Annotated in this window: 16 protein-coding genes, 1 rRNA gene and 1 riboswitch; of the genes, 11 read left to right on the top strand and 6 right to left on the bottom strand. The window is 55.9% G+C overall.

Translation table 11 applies throughout. The features are described 5' to 3' along the window. From rrf to J2X14_RS17595, 4 genes are all read left to right on the top strand, one after another. A 5S ribosomal RNA gene (gene rrf / locus J2X14_RS17610) occupies positions 1–89 on the top strand; the annotation flags it as partial. Positions 90–505: 416 nt separating this feature from the next. Further along, complete coding sequence (gene metA, locus J2X14_RS17605; protein WP_352412475.1) at positions 506–1435, top strand: homoserine O-acetyltransferase MetA; 930 nt, start codon at positions 506–508, stop codon at positions 1433–1435. Positions 1436–1566: 131 nt separating this feature from the next. Next, positions 1567–5250 (top strand): methionine synthase, encoded by a 3684-nt coding sequence (gene metH, locus J2X14_RS17600; RefSeq protein WP_352412474.1) that lies wholly within the window; start codon positions 1567–1569, stop codon positions 5248–5250. Positions 5251–5572: 322 nt separating this feature from the next. Continuing rightward, positions 5573–7198 carry a Na/Pi cotransporter family protein gene (locus tag J2X14_RS17595; protein WP_352412473.1) on the top strand — a complete coding sequence of 542 codons (1626 nt, stop codon included), beginning with the start codon at positions 5573–5575 and terminating at the stop codon, positions 7196–7198. Positions 7199–7319: 121 nt separating this feature from the next. Here J2X14_RS17595 and panS read toward each other — a convergent pair whose 3' ends face one another. From panS to J2X14_RS17580, 3 genes are all read right to left on the bottom strand, one after another. After that, positions 7320–8237, bottom strand: a complete 918-nt coding sequence (gene panS / locus J2X14_RS17590) for a ketopantoate/pantoate/pantothenate transporter PanS (RefSeq protein ID WP_352412472.1) — start codon at positions 8235–8237, stop codon at positions 7320–7322. Between the two features lie 74 nt (positions 8238–8311). Beyond that, positions 8312–9670: a lysine-sensitive aspartokinase 3 gene (gene lysC / locus J2X14_RS17585; protein ID WP_502890028.1), complete on the bottom strand. Its 1359-nt coding sequence runs from the start codon at positions 9668–9670 to the stop codon at positions 8312–8314. A gap of 86 nt (positions 9671–9756) precedes the next feature. Then, positions 9757–9950: riboswitch (Lysine riboswitch) on the bottom strand. A 51-nt stretch (positions 9951–10001) separates the two neighbouring features. Continuing rightward, a complete protein-coding gene (locus J2X14_RS17580) occupies positions 10002–11807 on the bottom strand; it encodes a cation:proton antiporter (RefSeq protein WP_352412471.1) in 1806 nt (601 codons plus the stop codon). A gap of 228 nt (positions 11808–12035) precedes the next feature. Here J2X14_RS17580 and pgi point away from each other — a divergent pair, with 228 nt between their 5' ends. The 6 genes from pgi to psiE all read left to right on the top strand — a co-directional run bounded on the left by pgi (position 12036) and on the right by psiE (position 18578). Continuing rightward, positions 12036–13682 carry a glucose-6-phosphate isomerase gene (gene pgi / locus J2X14_RS17575; protein ID WP_352412470.1) on the top strand — a complete coding sequence of 549 codons (1647 nt, stop codon included), beginning with the start codon at positions 12036–12038 and terminating at the stop codon, positions 13680–13682. Between the two features lie 550 nt (positions 13683–14232). Next, entirely contained in the window at positions 14233–14481 is a 249-nt protein-coding gene (gene yjbE, locus J2X14_RS17570; protein ID WP_352412469.1) for an exopolysaccharide production protein YjbE, read from the top strand. Positions 14482–14555: 74 nt separating this feature from the next. Continuing rightward, positions 14556–15203: a YjbF family lipoprotein gene (locus J2X14_RS17565; RefSeq protein WP_352412468.1), complete on the top strand. Its 648-nt coding sequence runs from the start codon at positions 14556–14558 to the stop codon at positions 15201–15203. Further along, entirely contained in the window at positions 15200–15940 is a 741-nt protein-coding gene (locus tag J2X14_RS17560) for a capsule biosynthesis GfcC D2 domain-containing protein (RefSeq protein WP_352412467.1), read from the top strand. The genes J2X14_RS17565 and J2X14_RS17560 overlap by 4 nt, the downstream gene beginning before the upstream one ends. Then, entirely contained in the window at positions 15940–18033 is a 2094-nt protein-coding gene (locus J2X14_RS17555) for a YjbH domain-containing protein (RefSeq protein ID WP_352412466.1), read from the top strand. The genes J2X14_RS17560 and J2X14_RS17555 overlap by 1 nt, the downstream gene beginning before the upstream one ends. A 146-nt stretch (positions 18034–18179) precedes the next feature. After that, entirely contained in the window at positions 18180–18578 is a 399-nt protein-coding gene (gene psiE / locus J2X14_RS17550; RefSeq protein ID WP_352412465.1) for a phosphate-starvation-inducible protein PsiE, read from the top strand. A 90-nt stretch (positions 18579–18668) separates the two neighbouring features. On the opposite strand, the gene malG is transcribed toward psiE, so the two are convergent. The 3 genes from malG to malE form a co-directional block, all read right to left on the bottom strand. Then, the gene (gene malG / locus J2X14_RS17545; protein WP_352412464.1) at positions 18669–19559 is read right to left on the bottom strand and encodes a maltose ABC transporter permease MalG; all 891 of its coding nucleotides are present in this window, start codon (positions 19557–19559) and stop codon (positions 18669–18671) included. A 10-nt stretch (positions 19560–19569) separates the two neighbouring features. Next, on the bottom strand, positions 19570–21114 hold the full coding sequence (gene malF / locus J2X14_RS17540) for a maltose ABC transporter permease MalF (RefSeq protein WP_352412463.1): 1545 nt from the start codon (positions 21112–21114) through the stop codon (positions 19570–19572). Between the two features lie 109 nt (positions 21115–21223). Then, the gene (gene malE, locus J2X14_RS17535) at positions 21224–22417 is read right to left on the bottom strand and encodes a maltose/maltodextrin ABC transporter substrate-binding protein MalE (RefSeq protein ID WP_352412462.1); all 1194 of its coding nucleotides are present in this window, start codon (positions 22415–22417) and stop codon (positions 21224–21226) included. A 337-nt stretch (positions 22418–22754) separates the two neighbouring features. On the opposite strand from malE, the gene malK reads away from it, so the two are divergent. Continuing rightward, positions 22755–23888, top strand: a complete 1134-nt coding sequence (gene malK / locus J2X14_RS17530) for a maltose/maltodextrin ABC transporter ATP-binding protein MalK (protein WP_352412461.1) — start codon at positions 22755–22757, stop codon at positions 23886–23888.

Raw genomic sequence — 23888 nt, 5'->3', positions numbered from 1 at the left:
CCTGACCCCATGCCGAACTCAGAAGTGAAACGCCGCAGCGCCGATGGTAGTGTGGGGCCTCCCCATGCGAGAGTAGGGAACTGCCAGGCATCAAACAAACGACGAAGCCCCAGCGAAAGCTGGGGCTTTTTCGTGTCTGCGGTCCGGCGGAAAGCGGCGGATTGCTGCCCGCTATATACCTGTGACCTGCAAAAAAACTCCGGTTAACTCTCCCGATTACCACCTTTAAACATAATAAATACCCCATACCCCATACCCCATACCCCATACCTCAATGAAACAGACGAACGTCGCGATGCGCTAAACATCCATGCGTCTGGCGAGCCTGGTCGCCTGCCCGTTAACAACCTTTTCTTTGCATGCTCCGCCTTCATCAGCCACCCAACGCGCCATAATGAAACATTTTCAATTACTGGATGAGGTCTCGACATTCTGACGCCATCAGGCTATCTTCAGGCATCTGGATGTCTAAACGTATAAACGTATATAGTGGGGAAGAGAGGCAATGCCAATTCGGGTACCTGATGAATTACCAGCCGTAAACTTTTTACGCCATGAGAATGTCTTTGTGATGACGCATTCTCGCGCCAGCGTGCAGGAAATTCGCCCGCTTAAGGTGCTGGTATTAAATCTGATGCCAAAAAAGATTGAGACGGAAAACCAGTTTTTGCGTCTACTCTCTAACTCCCCGTTGCAAATAGATATTCAGCTGTTACGCATCGACAGCCGTGAGTCACGTAACACGCCGATGGAGCACCTCAATAATTTCTACTGCAACTTTGAAGATATTGAGCATGACAATTACGATGGCTTGATTGTTACCGGTGCGCCGCTGGGCCTGGTTGATTTCCATGATGTGGCCTACTGGCCGCAGATACAGCGCGTACTGCACTGGGCGAAAGAGCATGTCACCTCGACGCTGTTTGTCTGTTGGGCAGTCCAGGCGGCGCTTAATATTTTATACGGTATCCCGAAACAGACCCGTGCCACCAAGCTGTCAGGCGTTTATGAGCATCAAATCCTCTCTCCGCATGCCTTGTTAACGCGCGGGTTTGACGATACCTTCCTTGCGCCGCACTCCCGCTATGCAGATTTTCCCGCTCAGCTGATTCGGGACTATACCGATCTGGAAATCTTCGCAGAATCTGAGCAGGCCGGGCCTTACCTGCTGGGAAGTAAAGATAAGCGGTTAGCCTTTGTCACCGGTCATCCTGAATATGATGCATTAACGCTGGCAGGGGAATTCCAGCGCGATAGCGAAGCGGGATTAAACCCGGCGATCCCGCACAACTATTTCCCGCACAACAACCCGGCACTGCCGCCAAGCGCCAGCTGGCGCAGCCACGGAAACCTGCTGTTTTCCAACTGGCTCAACTATTACGTCTACCAGATAACGCCTTATGACCTGCGGCGTATGAATCCCACTCTGGAATAACGCCAGCTTCGCATTAATAAAGCCGCCTTTCCTGGAAAAATCGCCCGTCAGCGGCGGCTTTGAGTCGTACAAAAATTATGCCAGACTGAGCCACAAACGCGGCCAATAATAATCGACACAGGTGAGCAAGAGTGACTGACAGAATCGACATGCTGCATCGGCAGCTTGCACAGCGCATCATGGTGCTGGACGGCGGCATGGGCACCATGATCCAGAGCTATCGCCTGGAAGAGCAAGATTATCGGGGCGACCGTTTCGCCGACTGGGCCAGCGATCTGAAAGGCAACAACGATCTGTTGGTGCTGACGCAGCCTGAGATTATTCGCGCTATTCACAACGCCTATCTTGAAGCGGGCGCGGACATCCTGGAAACCAATACCTTCAACGCGACCACCATTGCGATGGCGGATTACCATATGGAATCGCTGTCGGCAGAGATCAACTATCAGGCGGCAAAGCTGGCTCGCGCTTGTGCCGATGAATGGAGCGCGAAAACACCGGAGCGTCCGCGCTATGTTGCCGGTGTGCTGGGACCAACTAACCGTACCTGCTCTATCTCACCCGACGTTAACGATCCCGCTTTCCGTAATGTCACCTTTAATGAACTGGTCACCGCCTATCGTGAATCGACACGCGCGTTAGTTGAAGGCGGTGCCGACATCATCATGATCGAAACCGTTTTCGACACGTTGAATGCTAAAGCCGCGGTTTTCGCGGTGCAAAGTGAATTCGACGCGCTGGGCGTAACGCTGCCGCTGATGATTTCCGGCACCATTACCGATGCATCAGGCCGTACGCTGTCGGGCCAGACAACGGAAGCCTTTTACAATTCGCTGCGTCACGCTGAACCGCTCTCATTTGGCCTGAACTGCGCGCTGGGGCCGGATGAGCTGCGTCAGTACGTGGCTGAAATGTCGCGCCTTGCTGAATGCTACGTCACCGCTCACCCTAACGCCGGTTTACCAAACGCCTTTGGCGAGTACGATCTGGATGCTGACGTGATGGCAGAGCAGATCGCCGAGTGGGCGCACGCGGGCTTTTTAAATATTGTCGGCGGCTGCTGCGGCACCACGCCAGCCCATATCGCCGCCATGGCGCAGGCGATTGAAGGCGTTGCGCCGCGTAAGCTGCCAACGATACCGGTAGCCTGTCGTCTGTCAGGGCTGGAGCCGTTGAATATCGGTGCGGATTCACTGTTTGTGAACGTAGGCGAACGTACCAACGTTACCGGCTCAGCAAAGTTTAAGCGACTGATTAAAGAAGAGAAATACAGCGAAGCGCTGGATGTGGCGCGCCAACAGGTAGAGAGCGGCGCGCAAATCATCGATATCAATATGGATGAGGGCATGCTCGACGCGGAAGCGGCGATGGTGCGCTTCCTTAACCTGATTGCCGGTGAGCCCGATATTGCCCGCGTGCCAATCATGATCGACTCCTCAAAATGGGACGTGATTGAAAAAGGGCTGCAGTGTATTCAGGGCAAAGGCATTGTTAACTCGATTTCGATGAAAGAGGGCGTAGAGGCCTTTATCCATCATGCGCGGCTGGTACGTCGTTATGGCGCGGCAGTGGTGGTGATGGCGTTTGATGAGGTCGGACAGGCGGATACGCGGGCGCGTAAAATTGAAATCTGCCGACGCGCTTATCGCATTCTGACGCAGGAAGTGGGTTTCCCGCCGGAAGATATTATTTTCGATCCCAACATCTTTGCCGTGGCCACCGGGATTGATGAACACAATAACTACGCGATGGACTTTATCGGCGCCTGTGAAGATATCAAACGTGAATTGCCGCACGCATTAATCTCCGGCGGTGTCTCCAACGTCTCGTTCTCTTTCCGTGGCAACGATCCGGTACGTGAAGCCATTCACGCGGTCTTCCTTTATTACGCGATCCGTAACGGCATGGATATGGGCATCGTAAACGCCGGTCAGCTGGCGATTTATGACGATCTGCCTGCTGAACTGCGCGATGCGGTCGAAGATGTGATTTTAAATCGCCGCGACGATGGCACCGAACGCATGCTGGAGCTGGCGGAAAAATATCGTGGCAGCAAGGCGGCGGACGACAGCACCAAACCGCAGGCGGAATGGCGCAGCTGGGACGTGGCGAAGCGGCTGGAATATTCGCTGGTTAAGGGCATCACAGAATTTATTGAACAGGATACCGAGGAGGCGCGCCTGCAGGCGGCACGGCCTATCGAGGTGATCGAAGGGCCGCTGATGGCCGGAATGAACGTGGTGGGCGATCTGTTTGGTGAAGGAAAGATGTTCCTGCCGCAGGTGGTGAAGTCGGCGCGCGTGATGAAACAGGCGGTCGCCTGGCTGGAACCTTATATTCAGGCCAGCAAGGCGGTCGGCAGCACCAACGGTAAAATCGTGCTGGCAACGGTAAAAGGCGATGTGCATGACATCGGCAAAAATATCGTTGGCGTGGTGCTGCAATGCAACAACTATGAAATTATCGATCTTGGCGTGATGGTGCCGACGGAAAAGATCCTGAAAACCGCACGGGAAGAGCAGGCGGACATGATTGGCCTGTCAGGGCTGATTACCCCTTCGCTGGATGAAATGGTTAACGTGGCGAAGGAGATGGAGCGTCAAGGCTTTACGATGCCGCTGTTGATTGGCGGCGCAACTACCTCTAAAGCGCATACCGCAGTAAAAATTGAACAGAACTACAGCGGCCCGACGGTTTACGTGCAGAACGCTTCGCGTACCGTTGGTGTCGTCTCGGCGCTGCTGTCGCCTGAGCAGCACGATAGCTTTGTCGCCCGTACGCGCAAAGAGTATGAAACGGTGCGCATTCAGCATGCGCGGAAAAAACCGCGTACGCCGCCGGTTACGCTACAGGCCGCGCGTGAAAATGATTTTGCCTTTGACTGGCAGCACTATACGCCGCCAGCGGCGCATCGGCTGGGCGTCAGCGAAGTGAAAGCCTCGATTGAAACCCTGCGCCACTATATCGACTGGACGCCGTTTTTTATGACCTGGTCGCTGGCGGGTAAATATCCGCGCATCCTTGAGGATGAGGTGGTCGGTGAAGAGGCGCAGCGCCTGTTTGCCGATGCGAATGCCATGCTCGATCGGCTCAGTGCGGACGGCAGCCTGACGCCGCGCGGTGTGGTGGGTCTCTTCCCGGCGAACCGTGTCGGCGATGATATTGAAATCTATCGGGACGAAGCGCGTTCGCAGGTGATTGCCGTCAGCCGCCATTTGCGTCAGCAAACGGAAAAAGTGGGCTTTGCCAACTACTGCCTGGCGGATTTTGTTGCACCGAAGGCGAGCGGGAAAGCCGATTACCTCGGCGCATTTGCCGTTACCGGCGGGCTGGAAGAGGATGCGCTGGCCGAAGCCTGGGATCGTCAGCACGATGATTACAATAAGATCATGGTCAAGGCGCTGGCGGATCGTCTGGCTGAAGCCTTTGCCGAATATCTGCATGAACGGGTGCGTAAAGTTATCTGGGGCTATGCCGCCAACGAGAACCTCAGCAATGAGGAGCTGATTCGGGAAAACTATCAGGGCATTCGACCCGCGCCGGGCTATCCGGCCTGCCCGGAACATACCGAAAAAGCCACCATCTGGCAGCTGCTGGATGTGGAATCTCATACCGGTATGAAGCTCACCGAATCCTTTGCGATGTGGCCCGGCGCGTCGGTTTCCGGCTGGTATTTCAGTCATCCTGACAGCCGCTACTTTGCCGTGGCACAGCTGCAACGCGATCAAATTGAGGATTACGCTGCGCGTAAGGGTATGACGGTAACCGAGGTAGAACGCTGGCTGGCGTCCCATCTCGGTTACGACGCCGACTAATCGCTCCACTGCCGGCCCACTCCAGGGCTGGCATAGGGCTACCATGTCGACTAACTACTTCACCGCCAGTCCATTCCAGGGCTGGCATACGTCAGCGGCGTTGCCTAATCCGCGCTACCTCTTGCCCTACCGCTGCTAACTTTCCTGCCTGCCCGCCTCGGGTGGTCTATATTTAATAGACTCATCCCCGCGTTAACCCCCCTGAAAAATAAACGAAAACAGGACCCTGCGGCGCGTATAAGAAACGTTTTTTATTGGTCACATTTCCCGCTGGGCGGATTGTCAGCACTTTTGCAATCCGACATGAAGGAGTCAGATAGCCGTGTTAACTCTGCTTAATTTACTTTCTGCGGTGGCGCTGCTGATATGGGGAACCCATATTGTACGCACCGGCATTATGCGCGTTTACGGCGCTGATTTGCGGCGCGTGCTCAGCCGCAGCGTAGAGAAAAAACCGATGGCGTTTATTGCCGGTATCGGCGTCACGGCGCTGGTGCAGAGCAGCAACGCCACCACGCTGCTGGTCACCTCATTTGTGGCGCAAAACCTGGTTGGCTTGACGCCCGCGCTGGTGATCATTCTGGGGGCCGATGTCGGTACGGCGCTGATGGCGCGGCTGCTGACCTTCGATCTCGCCTGGCTGTCGCCGCTGTTTATCTTTTTCGGCGTGGTGTTCTTTTTAGGGCGGAAGCAGACGCGCGCAGGTCAGCTGGGGCGCGCCAGCATCGGGCTTGGCTTAATCTTGCTGGCGCTGCAGCTGGTGGTTGAGGCAGCGCGGCCCATCACGCAGGCCTCCGGCGTTCAGGTCATTTTCTCCTCGCTGACCGGCGATATTATGCTGGATGCGATTATCGGCGCGGTGTTCGCCATTATCAGCTATTCCAGCCTGGCAGCGGTGCTGCTTACCGCAACGCTAACGGCTACCGGCGTCATCTCGTTTCAGGTCGCCCTGTGTCTGGTTATCGGTGCCAACCTCGGCAGTGGGCTGCTGGCGGTACTGAATAACAGCGGATCCAACGCCGCCGGCAAGCGCGTGGCGCTCGGCAGCCTGCTGTTTAAGGCGATTGGCTGCGTGCTGGTATTGCCGTTTATTCAGGTGCTGTCGCCGTGGCTGGATAAATTGCCGGTAGACGATCAGGAGCTGGTGATCTTTTTCCATGTGTTCTACAACCTGATCCGTTGCGTAGTCATGGTGCCGTTTGCCGATCCGATGGCGCGATTGTGTCAACGCCTGATCCAGGACGATCGGGAAAACGATGCGCGCCTGAAGCCAAAACATCTCGATCGCAGCGCGCTGGATACCCCGGCGCTGGCGCTGGCTAACGCCGCACGTGAAACCCTGCGTATGGGCGACGTGCTGGAAATGATGATGGATAATTTCTATAAGGTTATGCATGGCGAACCGCGTCAGGAGCGCGAAATTCGTCGGCTGGATGATGATGTAGATGTGCTGTATACCGCCATCAAACTCTATCTGGCGCGCATGCCGAAAGAGGATCTGCCTGAGGAAGATTCGCGCCGCTGGGCTGAAATTATCGAAACGGCGCTTAATCTGGAACAGGCGGGCGATATTATTGAGCGCATGAGCGGCGACGTAGCGGACAAGTCGCTGGCGGCGCGGCGCGCTTTCTCGCCGGAAGGGTTAAAAGAGCTGGAGCAGCTGCATGAACAGCTGCTGAATAACCTGCGGCTGGCGCTGTCGGTGTTTTTGTCGCGTGATATCGCCAGCGCGAAGCGGTTGCGTCGAGCCAAGCACCGTTTCCGTATTATGAACCGGCGCTTTTCCCACGAGCATGTGGATCGTCTGCATCAAAAAAACGTGCAAAGCATCGAAACCAGTTCGCTGCATTTGGGGTTGCTGGGCGATATGAAGCGGCTTAACTCGCTGTTTTGCGCGGTGGCTTACAGTGTGCTGGAACAGCCAAACGATGAACGCGATGAAGAGTAAGCGTTTGGGAACAGCCAAACAGTGAACGCGATGAGGAATCAGCGTTTGGGAACAGCCAAATGATGAGCGGGATGAAGAGTCAGCGTTTGCCAGCGCATAAGGCTGGCAAACGCTTGATGGCTTACTTTTTATTCACCGGCTTACCGGACCAGTAACCCGCCAGCAGCGAGCCGGAAAGGTTATGCCAGACGGAAAACAGCGCGCCGGGCAGGGCCGCCAGCGGTGAGAAGTAGAGCTTGCCGAGCGTGGCCGCCAGCCCGGAGTTCTGCATACCCACCTCCAGCGCCAGCGTACGACAGGTTGACTCATCAAAGCCAAACAGCTTACCGCCCCAATAGCCGCCGAGCAGCCCGATAGCGTTGTGCAGCATCACCGCTGCAATCACCACCAGCCCCACCGACCCGATAAAGCCCTGGCTACCGGCCACCACCGCGCTGATGATCAGCAGAATACATACCATGGAAAAGGCGGGCAGCCACGGCTCCACGCGCTTCACCACGCGATTCATGCTGTGATGCACCATCAGGCCAAGGCCGATTGGGATCACCACGATTTTAATAATGCTCAGCAGCATGCCGACCACATCCACCTCAACGTGGGTATCCACATAGAAACGCGTCAGCAGCGGCGTGGCAAACACGCCGACCAGCGCGGAAACCGAAGAGATGGTGACCGACAGCGCCACGTCGCCTTTCGCCAGATAGATCATCACGTTAGAGGCCGTACCGCTGGCGACGCTGCCCACCAGAATCATGCCCGCAGCGAGATCGGGCGGCATCTGAAACAGCTTAGCCAGCCCCCATGCTGCCAGCGGCATCACCAGATAATGCAAAAAGGTTCCGGCGATCACCGGCGCCGGGCGCACCAGCACGCGTTTAAAATCATCGATATGCAGGGTCACGCCCATAGCGAACATAATCAGCATCAGCAGATAAGAAACCCACGGGCCGATGCCGATAAAGGTATGAGGGAAAAAATAGGCCGCCACCGAGAGCAAAACAGCCCATAGTGGAAACAGTCGGGTGATACTGGCGAGCATAAAACGTCCTTATAAAAGTACCGGAGAACGGCCGCCAGAGCGCGTATGCCTGCACGTAACCCCGGCGTTAAACATTAGCATTTAAATAAATTGTGATGCAGCGTACGCACCACCTGTTCCGCATCATTGCCCGGCACCAGGAAACAGAGGTTATAGCTGCTGGCGCCGTAGCAGATCATGCGCAGGTTAAAGGGTTCCAGCACGCCGAAGACCTCTTTGCCGACGCCGCACGCCTGCGACAGCTTATTGCCAATCAATGCCACTAGCGCCAGATTCTCTTCGACTTCAACCCGGCACAGCGATGAAAGCTCGGTCAGCAGCCCCTGGGTTAACAAACTGTCGCCGGTAGAGGTAGAACCGGTGGTATCCAGCGTCAGCGCTACGCTCACCTCAGAGGTGGTAATCAGATCCACGGATATATGGTGGCGCGCCAGAATTGCGAATACCTCAGCCAGAAAGCCGCGTGCGTGCAGCATGTTCAGGCTGTGCAGCGTCAGCAGCGTTTGCTTACGGCGTAGCGCCAGCGCGCGGAACAACGGCGGATTTTCCGTCTCGTTGCAGACCAGCGTGCCACCGGCCGCAGGATCCTTGCTGGAGCCGACAAATACCGGGATATCGTTACGCACCGCAGGCAGCAGCGTTGCCGGATGCAGCACTTTCGCGCCAAAGGTCGCCATTTCCGCCGCTTCGCCAAAGGTAATTTTATCGATACGCTGCGCGGCCGGAACGATGCGCGGATCGGTGGTATAGATACCGGGCACATCGGTCCAGATATCGATGCGCTGCGCCTGCAACGCTTCGCCCAGCAGCGCGGCGGTGTAGTCGCTACCGCCCCGGCCCAGCGTGGTGGTGCGGCCTTTCGCTTCGCTACCGATAAAGCCCTGGGTAACGATCAGCGCCTGCTCCAGCCTTGGCGTCAGCTGCTGGCGGCTTAATTCAGCCAGCGCGCTGACATCGGGTTCGGCACGGCCAAAACGATCGTTGGTACGCATGATTTTGCGCACGTCGAACCATTCGGCAGCGACGTTGCGCTCGCGCAGGATCTCAACAAACAGCAGGGTGGACATCAGCTCGCCGTGGCTCACCAGCTCATCGGTCAGCGGTGCTGAAGGCGTCAGCGCCGCCGCCTCAGACAGCATGGCGATATTCTCCAGCATGCGGTCGATCTCCTCGCGGATCACCTCCGGCTGCTGTAGCCGATCGACAATGGCGTACTGAATACGGCGAATCTCATCCAGCAGCGCATAGCGTTGCGGCGGTTCGTGGCCTTCAGCCAGCGCCACCAGCAGGTTGGTGATCCCGGCGGAGGCGGAAAGCACCACCAGACGCACACGATCGTTACCCAGCACCACATCGGCGCTGCGGTTCATAGCGGTAAAATCGGCGACGCTGGTGCCGCCAAATTTTGCGACGATTAATTCAGATTGCAACATAGATACCCCGTGTCAGGTTCAATTCCATCAGCCTTGGCACAAGGGAAGAGCAGAAACGGGGCAGACGTAGAGAGGAACAACTACGAGCACCCAGAAGCGCCCCACCTTGCGGCGCGTCCGACTGTCGCACGCGCCTGGTGACAACCCAGAGGATTCAGCCTCTGCAGTCGACCTTCTTTCCGCCGTGGAGAGAGGGCCTCGGCGTCGCTCCCCCTGATGTGTCTTCACCGGATACGGCTCCTCTGACACACTACCTGGGCGACGCGCCTCTTCTGGCTTGCGCATCGCTGCGCAAGTAACCGTTTACAAATATCGGGTTCTGCCGCCGCTGTCAATCACTGGCATTTGAAGAATTCTCAACTTGTACCAGCGCAATCAGCGTACAGGGCACTTCCGGCGGCGGCGCGTTGCCCATAATCGCCAGCTGGCCGTTCTCTTTCAGCGCAAATAGCGGGACCACGCCTGGGTGCGTTGTCAGGTAATCCTGCCAGCCGAAATTTTCCGTCAGCTGCGTCGCTTTGATGGTCGCGCCTTTCGCCAGCAGCGTGCTCAGATGGCCATAGGTTTGCTCTGCGCCGAACAGCGTTTCATGGCGGCGGAAGCGCGGGCTTTCGCTGTCGCGGCGACCGAGCAGCGACGAGCCAGAGCGCACAGAAGCCACCTTCGTCGCGCCGAAAATATGACTGAAGTGATAAACCGCCAACGCATTTTGATGTCGGTTCGGCGACAGCGCCAGCACTTGCGCGATATCGCTGAGATCGAGGTAGTTCTCCGCATGTTCAGACCAGGCATTGCCATAATAAGCGGGAATCCCTTCCATTCTGGCCTGACGATAATATTCCCAACTGCTGTCGGTAAGCATCACCGGGATCTCCAGCCGCTGTAACGCCAGCGCCAGCGCCCGCGCGACGGCGTTGGCACCGATAATCAACACGCCACGCGGGCGCTGCTGCTGGACGCGCAGCCAGCGCGCCAGCGGGGCGCTGGTCAAACTTTGTAAAACCACGGTGCCGATAATCACGGCGAACACCACCGTCACCAGCCGGTCAGCCTGCGCGTAGCCGCTACGCGCTAACGTCAGAGCAAACAGCGAACTGACCGCCGCCGCCACAATGCCGCGCGGGGCGATCCAGCTTAGCAGCATCCGATCGCGCCAGTGCAGCGACGATCCCCAGGTAGAAAGCGCGATACACAACGGCCGGGCGACAAACTGCACCACCAGCAGCACCGCCACCAGCGGCCAGCCCAGAGAGAGCAATGCGCCAATATCCAGCCGGGCGGCGAGAATAATAAACAGGCCGGAGATCAGCAGCGCTGATAGCTCCTCTTTAAAGGCGATAATGTCGCGCAGATCCACATCGCGCATGTTAGCCAGCCAGATGCCCATGACGGTCACGGTCAGCAGGCCTGACTCATCGGCCAGCGCGTTAGAAACGCCGAACGTGGTCAGCACAATCGCCAGCACGCCGAAATTTTGCAGGTAACCCGGTAGCCAGACGCGCTTCAGGGCGATACCCAGCAGCCAGCCGACCAGCGCGCCGAGGCTAAGCCCCACCGCCGCCGTAACGCCCAGCGTCCAGAACAGATGCGATAGCGATTCAGCATGCTGACGCAGCACAATGAATTCAAACACCAGCAGGGTAAAAATAGCGCCCACCGGATCGATAACGATACCTTCCCAGCGCAGCACCTGGTTAATCGCCGCATTGGGGCGCACCACGCGCATCAGCGGCGCGATCACTGTCGGCCCCGTGACTACCGTCACCGCGCCAACCAATGCCGCCAGCTCAGGGGGAAAGTTCAACAGCAGCCAGCAGGCGAGGCTGATAACAATGAAGGTCACCGGCATGCCGATCACCATCAGGTTGCGCACCACGCCGCCAAGGCCGCGAATTTCATCAAGGCGCAGCGTCAGCGCGCCTTCGAAAAGAATGATCGCCACTGACAGCGAAACCAGAGGGAACAGCAGGTCGCCAAATAGCGCATCAGGCTGCAAAACGTGCGTTACCGGACCCAGTATGATTCCGAAAACCAACAGCGGTAAAATCGCTGGCAGCCGCAGTAACCAGGCGATCCACTGGGCCATCAGCGAACTGAAGCCGATGATCACCAATAATAATGGAGCAGAAAGCGGCATAAAATTTTTTCCTTTCAAGGGTAAGAATCGTCATACTGAAATACCTTGCGGCTATTGTCGTCGCAGCCTGAATTATAATGAGTCCCGGGCAAAGGGTGAGAGAAAGCTAGCATGCGCTCACCGCTACAATCGTCGTAACCTGTTGCAGGAAAAGGAAAGTCAGTCATGCTCAACAGGTAAGATGACGTCCGGTCAGAATTACGGTTGTTAAAACATAAGAGTGTTGCCATGAAAAATATTAATCCGACGCAAACCGCTGCCTGGCAGGCCCTGCAGCAGCATTACGAACAGATGAAAGATGTACGCATTGCCGACCTGTTTGCTCAGGAAAGCGATCGTTTTGCGAAATTCTCCGCCTCCTTTGATGACCAGATGCTGGTGGATTTCTCAAAAAACCGTATCACGACAGAAACCCTGGAAAAATTACAGGCGCTGGCAAAAGAGACGGATCTGGCGGGTGCGATCAAATCGATGTTCTCCGGCGAGAAGATCAACCGCACTGAAGATCGCGCGGTACTGCACGTGGCGCTGCGCAACCGCAGCAATACGCCCATCCTGGTGGATGGCAAAGATGTGATGCCGGAAGTGAACGCGGTGCTGGAGAAGATGAAATCCTTCTCTGAACGCATCATCAGCGGCGAGTGGAAAGGTTATACCGGCAAGGCGATTACCGATGTGGTTAACATCGGTATCGGCGGTTCCGATCTCGGCCCTTATATGGTGACCGAAGCGCTGCGCCCCTACAAAAACCATCTGAACATGCACTTTGTTTCTAACGTGGACGGCACCCATATCGCCGAAACGTTGAAAAAAGTGAGCCCGGAAACCACGCTGTTCCTGGTTGCGTCTAAAACCTTTACCACGCAGGAAACCATGACCAACGCCCATAGCGCGCGTGACTGGTTCCTGAAAGCGGCGGGCGATGAGCAGCAGGTGGCGAAACACTTTGCCGCGCTCTCTACCAACGCGCAAGAAGTCGCTAAGTTCGGTATTGATACCGCCAATATGTTTGAGTTCTGGGACTGGGTTGGCGGCCGCTATTCTTTGTGGTCAGCGATTGGTCTTTCTATCATCCTTTCCGTGGGCTTCGAGCATTTCGAACAGCTGCTGAGCGGCGCGCATGCGATGGATCAGCACTTTGCGCAAACTCCGGCGGAGCAGAACTTACCGGTACTGCTGGCGCTGATCGGCATCTGGTACAACAACTTCTTCGGTGCCGAAACCGAAGCGATCCTGCCGTATGACCAGTACATGCATCGCTTTGCTGCCTACTTCCAGCAGGGCAATATGGAGTCCAACGGTAAGTATGTCGATCGCAACGGCAATCCGGTCTCTTATCAAACCGGCCCGATTATCTGGGGCGAGCCGGGCACCAACGGTCAGCACGCGTTCTATCAGCTGATCCATCAGGGCACCAAGCTGGTGCCGTGTGATTTTATCGCTCCGGCGATGACCCATAACGCGCTGGGCGATCATCACGCTAAGCTGCTTTCTAACTTCTTCGCTCAGACCGAAGCGCTGGCCTTTGGTAAATCACGCGACGTGGTGGAAAAAGAGTTTGCCGATGCGGGCAAAGATGCGCAATCCGTTGAACATGTTGCGCCGTTTAAAGTGTTTGAGGGCAATCGTCCAACTAACTCTATTCTGCTGCGTGAAATCACGCCGTATAGCCTGGGCGCGCTGATTGCGCTGTATGAGCATAAAATCTTTACCCAGGGCGCAATCCTCAATATCTTCACCTTTGACCAGTGGGGCGTTGAGCTGGGCAAACAGCTGGCGAACCGTATTCTGCCTGAGCTGGAAAGCAATGAAGAGGTGAACAGCCATGACAGTTCCACCAATGGCCTGATCAACCTCTACAAAGCCTGGCGTTAAGCGCAGCTGAAATTGATAAAGGCGCCCTGACCGGCGCCTTTTTTGTTACTCGCGCCAGTTGAAGAGTAAAAAAGCGGTTTTTTGCCATTGATGCCTGGCTGCATCGTTAGCGAAATTTGCCGTTTTGCTTTAAGCAAATTCCTAAAAAGCGATTTAGCGCCGAAAATTAACGCAGGATTACTCCTAAAGCTGTCTGGTTAAAAGTGGCACTAAAAACAGGCTCATTTAAGTTTAATGCATTGAAAAGTAGCGATAAACCTATTTTATTTGCCGGGTAAATGACCAGAGGTGAATGTTATTTAACCAAAATGCACCTGTAATTGAATTATCCTTAATATTATTTATATTATGGTTTTTAATTTCAGATAATTACTTATTTCTGGTTTTTTAATTAAGTTTCTTGCTTATTTTATAGTTTTTCATGCCAGTTTCCATTCGCTTGTTCTCCGCACCGCTGCGCTCTAATTTCTGGTAATTTGTTGCCCTATACTGGGCCCGCCTGGAACACTCCAGGCAGGTAATCCATTCATTTCATGAAGGGACATTCAGTATGAAAAAAATAGTCTGTGCCACAGCCGTTGCGCTGTATCTGGCATCCGGTTCGGCCGCCTTTGCCGCTCCGGTTGAAGCCGGGGCAGCCGCGGGCGCTGAAGCGGGAGCCATTTCCGCAGGCAGCACCACAGCCGTGGGTATCGGAGCCGTTGGCGCGCTGTTAGGCGTTGGCCTGGTGGCATCCGGCGGCGGAGATGGAACCAATACCGGAACCACCACCACAACCACGACCAGCACCACCCGCTAACGCGGTTTTTAATCATAACCACACGTCCGTGTGGTTATTTTTTGACTTTGCTGAATTCACACAGGGATAGACAGGTGCGCCATATTCCATTGCTGTTTCTTTGTCTGTTGTTACAAGCGTGCTCACAAACGCAACAGGGGCTGGTTGATACCGCGAAGCTGGCGGTGATGGGCCCGGACGATGTCACCGTATCGGATGAAAAAATAGAATCATTGCCTTACGCCAGCATGTATTTGCGTATCAACGGCGGCCAGCGCATTTTCCTGGTGCTGGGCTACGCCGAACAGGGCCAGCAGAAATGGGTCACGCAGAATCGGGCGATGCTGGTTACGCAGCAGGGCCGCCTGGTGAAAACGCTTGGCCTGAGCGACAACCTGCTGGAGGTGGATAACCTGCAACAGGATCCGTTAGCGCATCCGCTACGCATTCATGAAGGCGACAGCTGGACGCGCATCATGAGCTGGACAGAGAACGGTCAGCTACGCGCCAGCAGCGCGGTTTCACGTTTCAGCCGGGGCCAGGACGACGTGCTGACGCTGGCGGGCCATCAAATTCCCTGCCGCGTCTGGCATGAAGAGATCACCCTCACGGCGAGCGGCGCGCAATGGCAAAACACCTTCTGGATTGATGCCAGCAGCGGCGAGGTGCGCCAGAGCGCACAGCAGGTGGGAGCGGATACGCTGCCGGTCGAGATCACCATTCTGAAGCCAGCAAAATCATGAAAAACATTCTTGCTTTAGCCGGTCTGCTTACCGGCCTCTCATTTAACGCGTTGGCGGATAGCCAGGTCACGATCTATTACCCCGGAAGCGCGCAAACCGCCGTGGTTAGCGATGCGCAAAACCTCGCTCAGCTGCTTGCCAGCCCGGCGCTGAAAGATCGCAGCTGGTGGCCCGGTACGGTGATTGCCGAACCGCTGGCAACCGCAGCGGCGCAGCAGCACTATCAGCAGACGCTGGCACGATTACAGCGCTGGGCGGCAAGCGAAGAGGGCGAGCGGGCGGCGGCGATCAATACCGTCTTGCAGCAGCTCAAAACGGTGCGGGTTACCGGAAGGCAGTTTACCTCGCTCGATCCTGACTGGGTACGGCTGCGTCCGGAGGCCAACCGTAGCCTGCAAGGGGAGTACAGCCTTTATACCCTGCAACGGCCTACCCGCATCACGCTGGCAGGCGCCATTAGCGGCAGCGGCAAAGCGGTATGGCAGCCGGGGCGCGCGACGCGCGATTACCTCGCCGGGCATGCACGCCTGAGCGGCGCAGAGCGCAATATGGCGACGGTGATCGCGCCCGATGGCGCCACGCAAGAAGTGCCGATTGCCTACTGGAATCACCGCCATATCGAAGTCGCGCCGGGCAGCACCATCTATCTTGGCTTCTCTTCCTGGGCGCTGCCGGGCGAATACCACGACCTTAACCAGCAAATCATTTCTGTTTTGACGCACCGGATCCCTGACTGATGAAAACACATATGCTTCTCAGCCTGCTCGCTGTTTGCGTAGCGGCGGCCTGCCAGGCGCAGGCGGCGACATGGGGCGAGCCGATCGGCCCTTCACAGTCAGATTTCGGCGGCGTCGGCCTGATGCAGGTGCCAACGGCGCGCATGGCGAAAGAGGGCGAGTTCAGCCTTAACTACCGTAATAACGATCAATATCGCTTTTACTCCGCTTCGCTGATGCTGTTTCCGTGGCTGGAAACCACCGTACGTTATACCGATGTTCGCACGCGGCTTTACAGCCGGGTAGAGGGCTTTAGCGGCGATCAAAGTTATAAAGATAAGGCTTTCGATCTCAAACTGCGGCTCTGGCAGGAAGGTTACTGGCTGCCGGAAGTGGCGGTGGGCACGCGTGATTTAGGCGGTACCGGGCTGTTCGACAGCGAATATCTGGTGGCGAGCAAGGCCTGGGGACCGCTCGACTTCACCCTGGGCATTGGCTGGGGCTATCTCGGCAACAGCGGCAATATCAAAAACCCGTTCTGCAGCTATGACGATAAATACTGTCATCGCCGCACCGGCTTCGGCTCGGCGGGTTCGGTAAACGGCGATGATCTGTTTAAAGGACCGACCTCGATTTTCGGCGGCATTGAATATCAGACGCCGTGGCAGCCGCTGCGCCTGAAGCTGGAATATGAAGGCAACGACTATCAGGGCGATTATGCTGGCCGTCTGGAGCAGCGTAGCAAAGTTAACGTCGGCGCAATCTATCGTCTGACCGACTGGGCCGATATTAACGCCAGCTATGAACGTGGCAACACCTTCACCTTCGGCTTTACTCTGCGCAGCAATTTCAACGCGTTAAACACGCATCATGTCGACAGCGCCAGGCCGCGCTATCAGCCGCAGCCCCAGCCGGAAACGCTACAGCATACAACGGCGGCGAACCAGCTAACGCAGCTGAAATATAACGCCGGTCTGGATGCGCCTAATCTGCAGGTGAAAGATCGCACGCTCTATGTCACCGGCGAGCAGGTGAAATATCGCAATACCCAGGAGGGCGTCGATCGCGCCAATCTGATCCTGATGAATGGCCTGCCGGAAAATGTCGATACGCTGCGCGTGACGCAAACGCGTTACAACCTGCCGCAGGTCACCACGGAAACCAACGTCAACAGCCTGCGTCAGCAGCTGGAAGGTTATCCGCTGGGACATGAGCAGCCGCTGGCGCAACGCCGCGTGAATCCGATCGATCCGGGTGAAACCGAGCAGGGCTACTATATCGAGAAAGCGCGCTTCAGCTACGGCATTTCGCCGGTACTGAATCAGTCGGTCGGCGGCCCGGAAAGCTTCTACATGTATCAGGCGGGCGTCAATGCCAATGCCGATTACTGGCTGACGCAGCATCTGCTAGTGGGCGGCGGCGTCTTTGCCAACCTCGCCAATAACTACGATAAATTTAATTATGACGGACGGCCGAACGACTCTTCGCTGCCGCGCGTGCGCACCCACATTCGCGACTATGTAGAAAATAACGTTTACGTGAATAACCTGCAGGCGAACTGGTTCCAGGCGCTGGGCAACGGTTTTTATGGTCAGATGTATGGCGGCTATCTGGAAACCATGTATGGCGGCGTGGGGGCGGAGGTGCTCTATCGTCCACTCGATTCCAGCTGGGCAGTGGGCGTCGATGCCAACTACGTTAAGCAGCGCGACTGGAACAACATGATGAAGTTCACCAACTACAAAGCGCCGACCGGGCATCTTACCGCCTACTGGCAGCCGTGGTTTATGAATAATGTGCTGGTGAAAATGAGCGTGGGCGAATATCTGGCGAAGGATAAAGGCGGCACCATCGACATCGCAAAACGCTTCGACAGCGGCGTGACGGTGGGCGCTTATGCCACCTTAACCAACGTTTCCGGCGACGCGTATGGCGAAGGCAACTTCACCAAAGGGTTCTATATTTCCGTGCCGATGGATCTGTTTACCGTTACCCATAACCGTGGTCGCGCTCAGGTTAACTGGACGCCGTTGACGCGCGATGGCGGACAGATGCTGGGCCGTAAATATCAGCTGTATGACATGACCAGCGACCGCGATAGCCACTTTCGTTGATTAGTGCTTTGGTTGTGCGTTTATCACAACGCTCTGGCTACGGTCAGGGCGTTTTTTTATGCAGCGCATAATGTGATGTTGGTCACATTCTGTCATGATGTCAGCACGGCAGATGCCGGTTACCTTGCACGCAAAAAGGACCAACAATGAGTAGTGAGAAAATGATTGCCACTGTTCTGCAGTGGATATTAAACGTGGGACTGTTGTTTCTGGGGATCATTTTGATCGTTTTCCTCGGCAAAGAGACCATTCACCTGGCTAACGTATTACTGAATACCGGCGAAGCCGCCTCGGCCTATTTGTTGGTGGAAGGCATTGTGATTTGGTTTCTCTATTTTGAGTTTCTTGCTCTGATCGTGAAATATTTCCAGTCGGGATACCATTTTCCGCTGCGCTATTTTATCTATATCGGCATCACGGCGATTATCCGGCTGATCGTGGTCGACCATAAAAACCCGTTCGACACGCTCTGCTATTCCAGCGCTATTTTGATTCTGGTGATCACGCTATGGCTGGCCAACAGCAATCGCCTGAAACGCGAATAAAAAAAGGCGGCCTCTTGGCCGCCTGAATATACACAGGACACAACTTAGCAGTGGCAATAACAACAAAGGCAACAACGGCAATAAAAAAGCTTAACCCTTCACGCCGCCAGCGGTCAGCCCGCTAACCAGCCAGCGCTGCGCCAGCAGGAACACCAACGTAATCGGCAGCGCAGACAGCACCGCCGCTGCGGCAAAATCGCCCCACAGATAGTTCTGCGGATTCAGGTATTGCTGCATCCCGACCGCCAGCGTATAGCTGTTCACATCACGCAGCAGCAGCGAAGCGACGGGAACTTCCGTCACGGCAGCGATAAACGACAAAATAAACACCACGGCGAGGATGGGCACGGAAAGCGGCAGTAAAATCAAGCGGAAAGCCTGCCATGGCGTCGCGCCGTCCAGCGCCGCTGCTTCTTCCAGCGAACCGTCAATGGTTTCAAAGTAGCCTTTAATCGTCCAGACGTGTAACGCGATACCGCCGAGGTAAGCAAAGACCAGCCCGGCGTGGGTATTCAGGCCGAGAAAGGGAATGTACTGCCCTAAACGGTCGAACAGAGCATAAAGCGCTACCAGCGAAAGTACAGCGGGAAACATCTGAAATATAAGCATTCCTTTCAGCAACGTCGCCTTGCCGCGAAAGCGCATGCGGGCAAAAGCATAGGCGCAGGTGGTGGAAAGCGCCACAATCCCTACGGCGGTGATGGCGGCAACTTTTACCGAGTTCCACAGCCATAGCAGCACCGGAAACGGCGGCGGCGTCACGCTGCCGTTTTCGTGCGTAACGGTGAAGCCCAGCGCCAGCTTCCAGTGATCCCAGGAGATATGCTCCGGCAGCAGGCTGCCGATGGCATAGTTGCCGGGGCGCAGGGAAATCGCCACCACCATCAACAGCGGATACATAATCAACACAATAAAGCCGAGCAGCAGCAGATGTGTCAGCGCCAGCCGCAGCTTTTGTGATTTAGGTTGCACCATCGCCATATTTCGCTCCTTAATCCGTTTTAATGCGGGTGAATCGCAGGTTAAACAGCGCCAGCGCGCCGACCAGCAGGAAAATCAGCGTGGCGATGGCGGCCGCCAGACCGAAATCCTGACCGCCGCCGCCTTCAAAGGCGATGCGCCAGGTGTAGCTGACCAGCAGGTCGGTATAGCCCGCCGGGGTCGTGGTGCCCAGCCGGTCTGGCCCGCCGTCGGTCAGCAGCAAAATCAGTACGAAGTTATTAAAGTTAAAGGCGAAGCTGGCGATCATCAGCGGCGTTAACGGCTTAATCAGCAACGGCAGCGTAATGCGGAAGAAGTTCTGCATCGGCGTGGCGCCATCCAGCGCCGAGGCTTCATACAGATCATCGGGAATCGCTTTCAGCAGCCCCATACAGAGAATCATCATGTAGGGGTAGCCAAGCCAGGTATTCACAATCACCAGCATGGTGCGCGCCATCGCCGGGTCGCTGAACCAGGCAGGTTTGATGCCAAACAGGCCATCAAGCATCATGTTGATCTCGCCAAAGCTCTGGTTAAACAACCCTTTGAAAATCAGGATGGAAATAAAGGCCGGAACCGCATAGGGCAGGATCATCAACAGGCGATATACCGCACGTCCTTTGAGCGCTTCCCACTGCATCAGACAGGCCAACACCATGCCGACCGCCACGGTCAGCAGCACCGTGAGCGCGGCGAAAATCACCGTCCAGATAAAAATAGCGATAAAAGGCTGCTGAATGCCTTTATCCGTTAATACGCGCAGGAAGTTGTCCCAGCCGACCGCGACCGTATAGCCTGGGCTGAGCTTTTCGCTGGTCCACTGAAGATTTGCATCTTTCGCCTGCCAAAAACCGGTATCGTCATTGGCATACCAGACTTTGCCGGTTTGCTTGTCGGTCAGCGAATTATCCTCGCCGAGACGATAAAGTGGCTGGGTGCCGGAGAACTGGCGCAGCGAACTCATGCGCAGCTGGGTGCCGTCCGGTAAGTGAGCGGTTAACTGCGCAAGCGCCTGCCGGTTTTGGGTAATATCACGCAGCATGGCGCGCTTGCCCGCAGGTTCCTGCTGTGTTTGCGTAAGAGTAAGTGTTTGCTCACCTTTACCGGCAAGCGAGAAGGGCGGGGTAATAAACTGTTTATCTTCCGGGCTTTTTAGCAGCAGTCGCCACTCTTTATCCGCCGTTGACCAGAGGGAAAAAGCGTAGCTGTCGCCTGCCTGAAACTGGCGATCCATCAGCACCTGACGCGCCCGCTCAAAAGAGAGCTGGTTAGTGCTGCTGTAGTTGGTAAAGGCGATGGCGATAGTGCAGGCCAGCGGGAACAGGACAAACAGCATCATACCTGCCAGTCCGGGCCAGACGTAGCGCCACGCTTGCGCACGGCGGCGGAAGAACACAATCAGGCCGCTGCTGAGCAGTATCAGCGTGACAATAGCGAACAGGTATTCGCCCTGGGCATACATCAGAACAACCAGATAGCCGGTTATCATCACACACAGGGCAAGAACCAGCCACTTCAGGGCGTCACGCTGCCACCACAATGCGGATTTTGCCATTTCAGGATCCTTCTGCAACAGATGAAAAGAGGAGAGCAGGCCAGCCGCAGCACCGGGCCACCTGGCGGTAGCAACCGCAGGTGGCCGGGAACAAAACGATAGCAAGCCCTTACTTGGTTAAACGGTTTTCCGCATCTTTCAGCGCGGCATCCACCGTCTGACGACCGTTGATCGCATTCATCACCGCGCTACGCTCGGCGTACCAGAAAGCGGACATCTGCGGCACATTCGGCATAATCTCGCCTTTCTGCGAGTTCTCCATAGTGGCGGCAATCTTCTCATCCTTCGCCAGCGTCTCCTGATAGGACTTCAGCGCCACCGCGCCCAGCGGCTTGTCGGCGTTCATTTTGGCCAGGCCGTCGTCGGTCAGCAGATAGTTTTCCAGGAACTCCTTCGCCAGTTCTTTATTCGGGCTGGCGGCGTTGATACCGGCGCTCAGCACGCCGACAAACGGCTTCGACGGCTGACCTTTAAAGGTAGGCAGCAGCGTGACGCCATAATTGATTTTGGCGCTGTCGATATTGCTCCATGCCCAGGGACCGTTAATGGTCATCGCGGTTTCGCCTTTATTAAAGGCCGCTTCAGCAATGGCGTAATCGGTATCAGCATTCAGCTGTTTATTTTTAATCAGGTCGATCAGGAATTGCAGGCCGTCTTTCGCGCCCTGATTATTCACGCCGACATCTTTTACGTTATAGCTGCCGTTCTCTTTCTTAAAGGCGTAGCCGCCGTTCGCTGCCAGCAGCGGCCAGGTGAAGTAGGGTTCCTGTAGGTTAAACATCAGCGCACTTTTGCCTTTGGCGCGCAGCTGTTTATCCAGCGCCGGGATCTCTTCCCAGCTTTTCGGCGGGTTAGGCAGTAGATCTTTGTTATAAATCAGCGACAGCGATTCCACCGCCACCGGATAGCCGATCAGCTTGCCGTTAAAGCGCACCGCATCCCAGGTAAAGGGATAAATCTTGTCCTGCAGCGCTTTATCCGGTGAGACTTGCGCCAGCAGGCCCGATTGCGCATAGCCGCCGAAGCGATCGTGCGCCCAGAAGATAATGTCCGGGCCATCGCCGGTCGCCGCGACCTGCGGATATTTCTCTTCCAGCTTATCAGGATGCTCAACGGTGACTTTAATGCCGGTATCCTGCTCAAACTTTTTGCCCACTTCTGCCAGGCCGTTATAGCCTTTATCGCCATTAATCCAGATGACCAGCTTGCCTTCTTCGATCTTCGCCAGCGCAGCGCCCGGTAACAGCGCGGCAGAGATGGCGCATAACAACAGCGTTTTGCCATTAAGTTTGAACTTTGACATTTCCCTTACCTCTAAACGTGAGTGGTTGTCGTTAGGCAGGAGTCTGCTGATAAGCGACGGCTGACTCATCCTCCCTGTTTCTACGCCCCACCGGTCAGAAGTGTGATCGCCATAGCTTTTTAGTCACTTTCTGCGTGCCAGCACACAAAAAACAGCCCCTTTTCCTGCCGTTTCGATCACGAAAAAGCCTGACGGGTCACGCCGATCCCCCTTTGCACCACAATCTCATCCTCCTGCCTCCTCCCCCGTAAAAAAGCGGATGGTGGAGGATTTTTCCTCCCCCGCCTTCGCGCACACTCCAGCCATTCAAAAGGTGTCCTGGAGTTGGGAGAAGGCAATGACGAATGTGGTGCTGAAAGAAGTCACCAAATCCTGGGGCGATGTGGTGGTATCGAAAGATATCAATCTCTCCATTGCCGAAGGGGAGTTCGTAGTGTTTGTCGGGCCGTCAGGCTGCGGCAAGTCAACGCTGCTGCGCATGATTGCCGGGCTGGAAGAGATTACCTCCGGCGAGTTGACCATCGGCGGTAAACGCATGAACGAAGTACCGCCAGCTGAACGCGGCGTGGGCATGGTCTTTCAGTCTTATGCGCTTTATCCCCATCTGACGGTGGCGGATAACATGTCATTCGGCCTTAAGCTGGCCGGCACCAACAAAAAAGAGATTCAGCAGCGCGTTTCGCAGGTCGCGGAAGTGTTGCAGTTAGCGCACCTGTTGGATCGCCAGCCGAAGGCGCTTTCCGGTGGGCAGCGTCAGCGCGTCGCCATTGGGCGCACGCTGGTGGCGGAACCGCAAGTGTTTCTGCTGGACGAGCCGCTTTCTAACCTTGATGCCGCGCTACGCGTACAGATGCGTATCGAAATCTCCCGTCTGCATAAGCGCCTGAAGCGCACCATGATTTACGTCACCCATGACCAGGTGGAAGCGATGACGCTGGCGGACAAAATCGTGGTGCTGGAAGGTGGGCATATCGCACAGGTCGGCAAGCCGCTGGAGCTGTATCACTACCCGGCCAACCGTTTTGTCGCCGGTTTTATCGGCTCGCCAAAAATGAATTTCCTGCCGGTAAAAGTCACCGCTACCGCCATCGATCAGGTGCAGGTTGAGCTGCCTAACCGCCAACAAATCTGGCTGCCGGTAGACAGCACCGACGTGCCGGTCGGCGCCAATATGTCGCTGGGCATTCGCCCGGAACACCTGCTGCCCAGCGAAGTGGCGGACGTCACGCTACAGGGCACGGTGCAGGTGGTCGAGCAGCTCGGTCAGGAAACGCAAATCCATATCCAAATTCCTGCGCTGCGTCAGAACCTGGTTTACCGCCAGAACGACGTGGTGCTGGTTGAAGAAGGTGCCCAATACGCCATCGGACTGCCGCCACAGCGTTGCCATCTGTTTCGCGAGGATGGACGCGCCTGCCGTCGGTTACACAGCGAACCCGGCGTAGAAGCACACATAACAGTAAAATCATAA

This window comes from Mixta sp. BE291 (genome assembly GCF_031457955.1).
Lineage (GTDB): Bacteria > Pseudomonadota > Gammaproteobacteria > Enterobacterales > Enterobacteriaceae > Mixta.
This window is presented reverse-complemented; position numbering and strand designations above follow the sequence as displayed.

Excerpts from the sequence above, each read along its gene's own strand:
- pgi (WP_352412470.1), top strand. The coding sequence starts at position 12,036 with ATGAAAAATATTAATCCGACGCAAACCGCTGCCTGGCAGGCCCTGCAG.
- J2X14_RS17560 (WP_352412467.1), top strand. The coding sequence starts at position 15,200 with ATGAAAAACATTCTTGCTTTAGCCGGTCTGCTTACCGGCCTCTCATTT.
- lysC (WP_502890028.1), bottom strand. The coding sequence starts at position 9,670 with ATGTTGCAATCTGAATTAATCGTCGCAAAATTTGGCGGCACCAGCGTC.
- J2X14_RS17580 (WP_352412471.1), bottom strand. The coding sequence starts at position 11,807 with ATGCCGCTTTCTGCTCCATTATTATTGGTGATCATCGGCTTCAGTTCG.
- malE (WP_352412462.1), bottom strand. The coding sequence starts at position 22,417 with ATGTCAAAGTTCAAACTTAATGGCAAAACGCTGTTGTTATGCGCCATC.
- panS (WP_352412472.1), bottom strand. The coding sequence starts at position 8,237 with ATGCTCGCCAGTATCACCCGACTGTTTCCACTATGGGCTGTTTTGCTC.
- J2X14_RS17555 (WP_352412466.1), top strand. The coding sequence starts at position 15,940 with ATGAAAACACATATGCTTCTCAGCCTGCTCGCTGTTTGCGTAGCGGCG.
- yjbE (WP_352412469.1), top strand. The coding sequence starts at position 14,233 with ATGAAAAAAATAGTCTGTGCCACAGCCGTTGCGCTGTATCTGGCATCC.
- psiE (WP_352412465.1), top strand. The coding sequence starts at position 18,180 with ATGAGTAGTGAGAAAATGATTGCCACTGTTCTGCAGTGGATATTAAAC.
- malG (WP_352412464.1), bottom strand. The coding sequence starts at position 19,559 with ATGGCGATGGTGCAACCTAAATCACAAAAGCTGCGGCTGGCGCTGACA.
- metA (WP_352412475.1), top strand. The coding sequence starts at position 506 with ATGCCAATTCGGGTACCTGATGAATTACCAGCCGTAAACTTTTTACGC.
- malF (WP_352412463.1), bottom strand. The coding sequence starts at position 21,114 with ATGGCAAAATCCGCATTGTGGTGGCAGCGTGACGCCCTGAAGTGGCTG.
- malK (WP_352412461.1), top strand. The coding sequence starts at position 22,755 with ATGACGAATGTGGTGCTGAAAGAAGTCACCAAATCCTGGGGCGATGTG.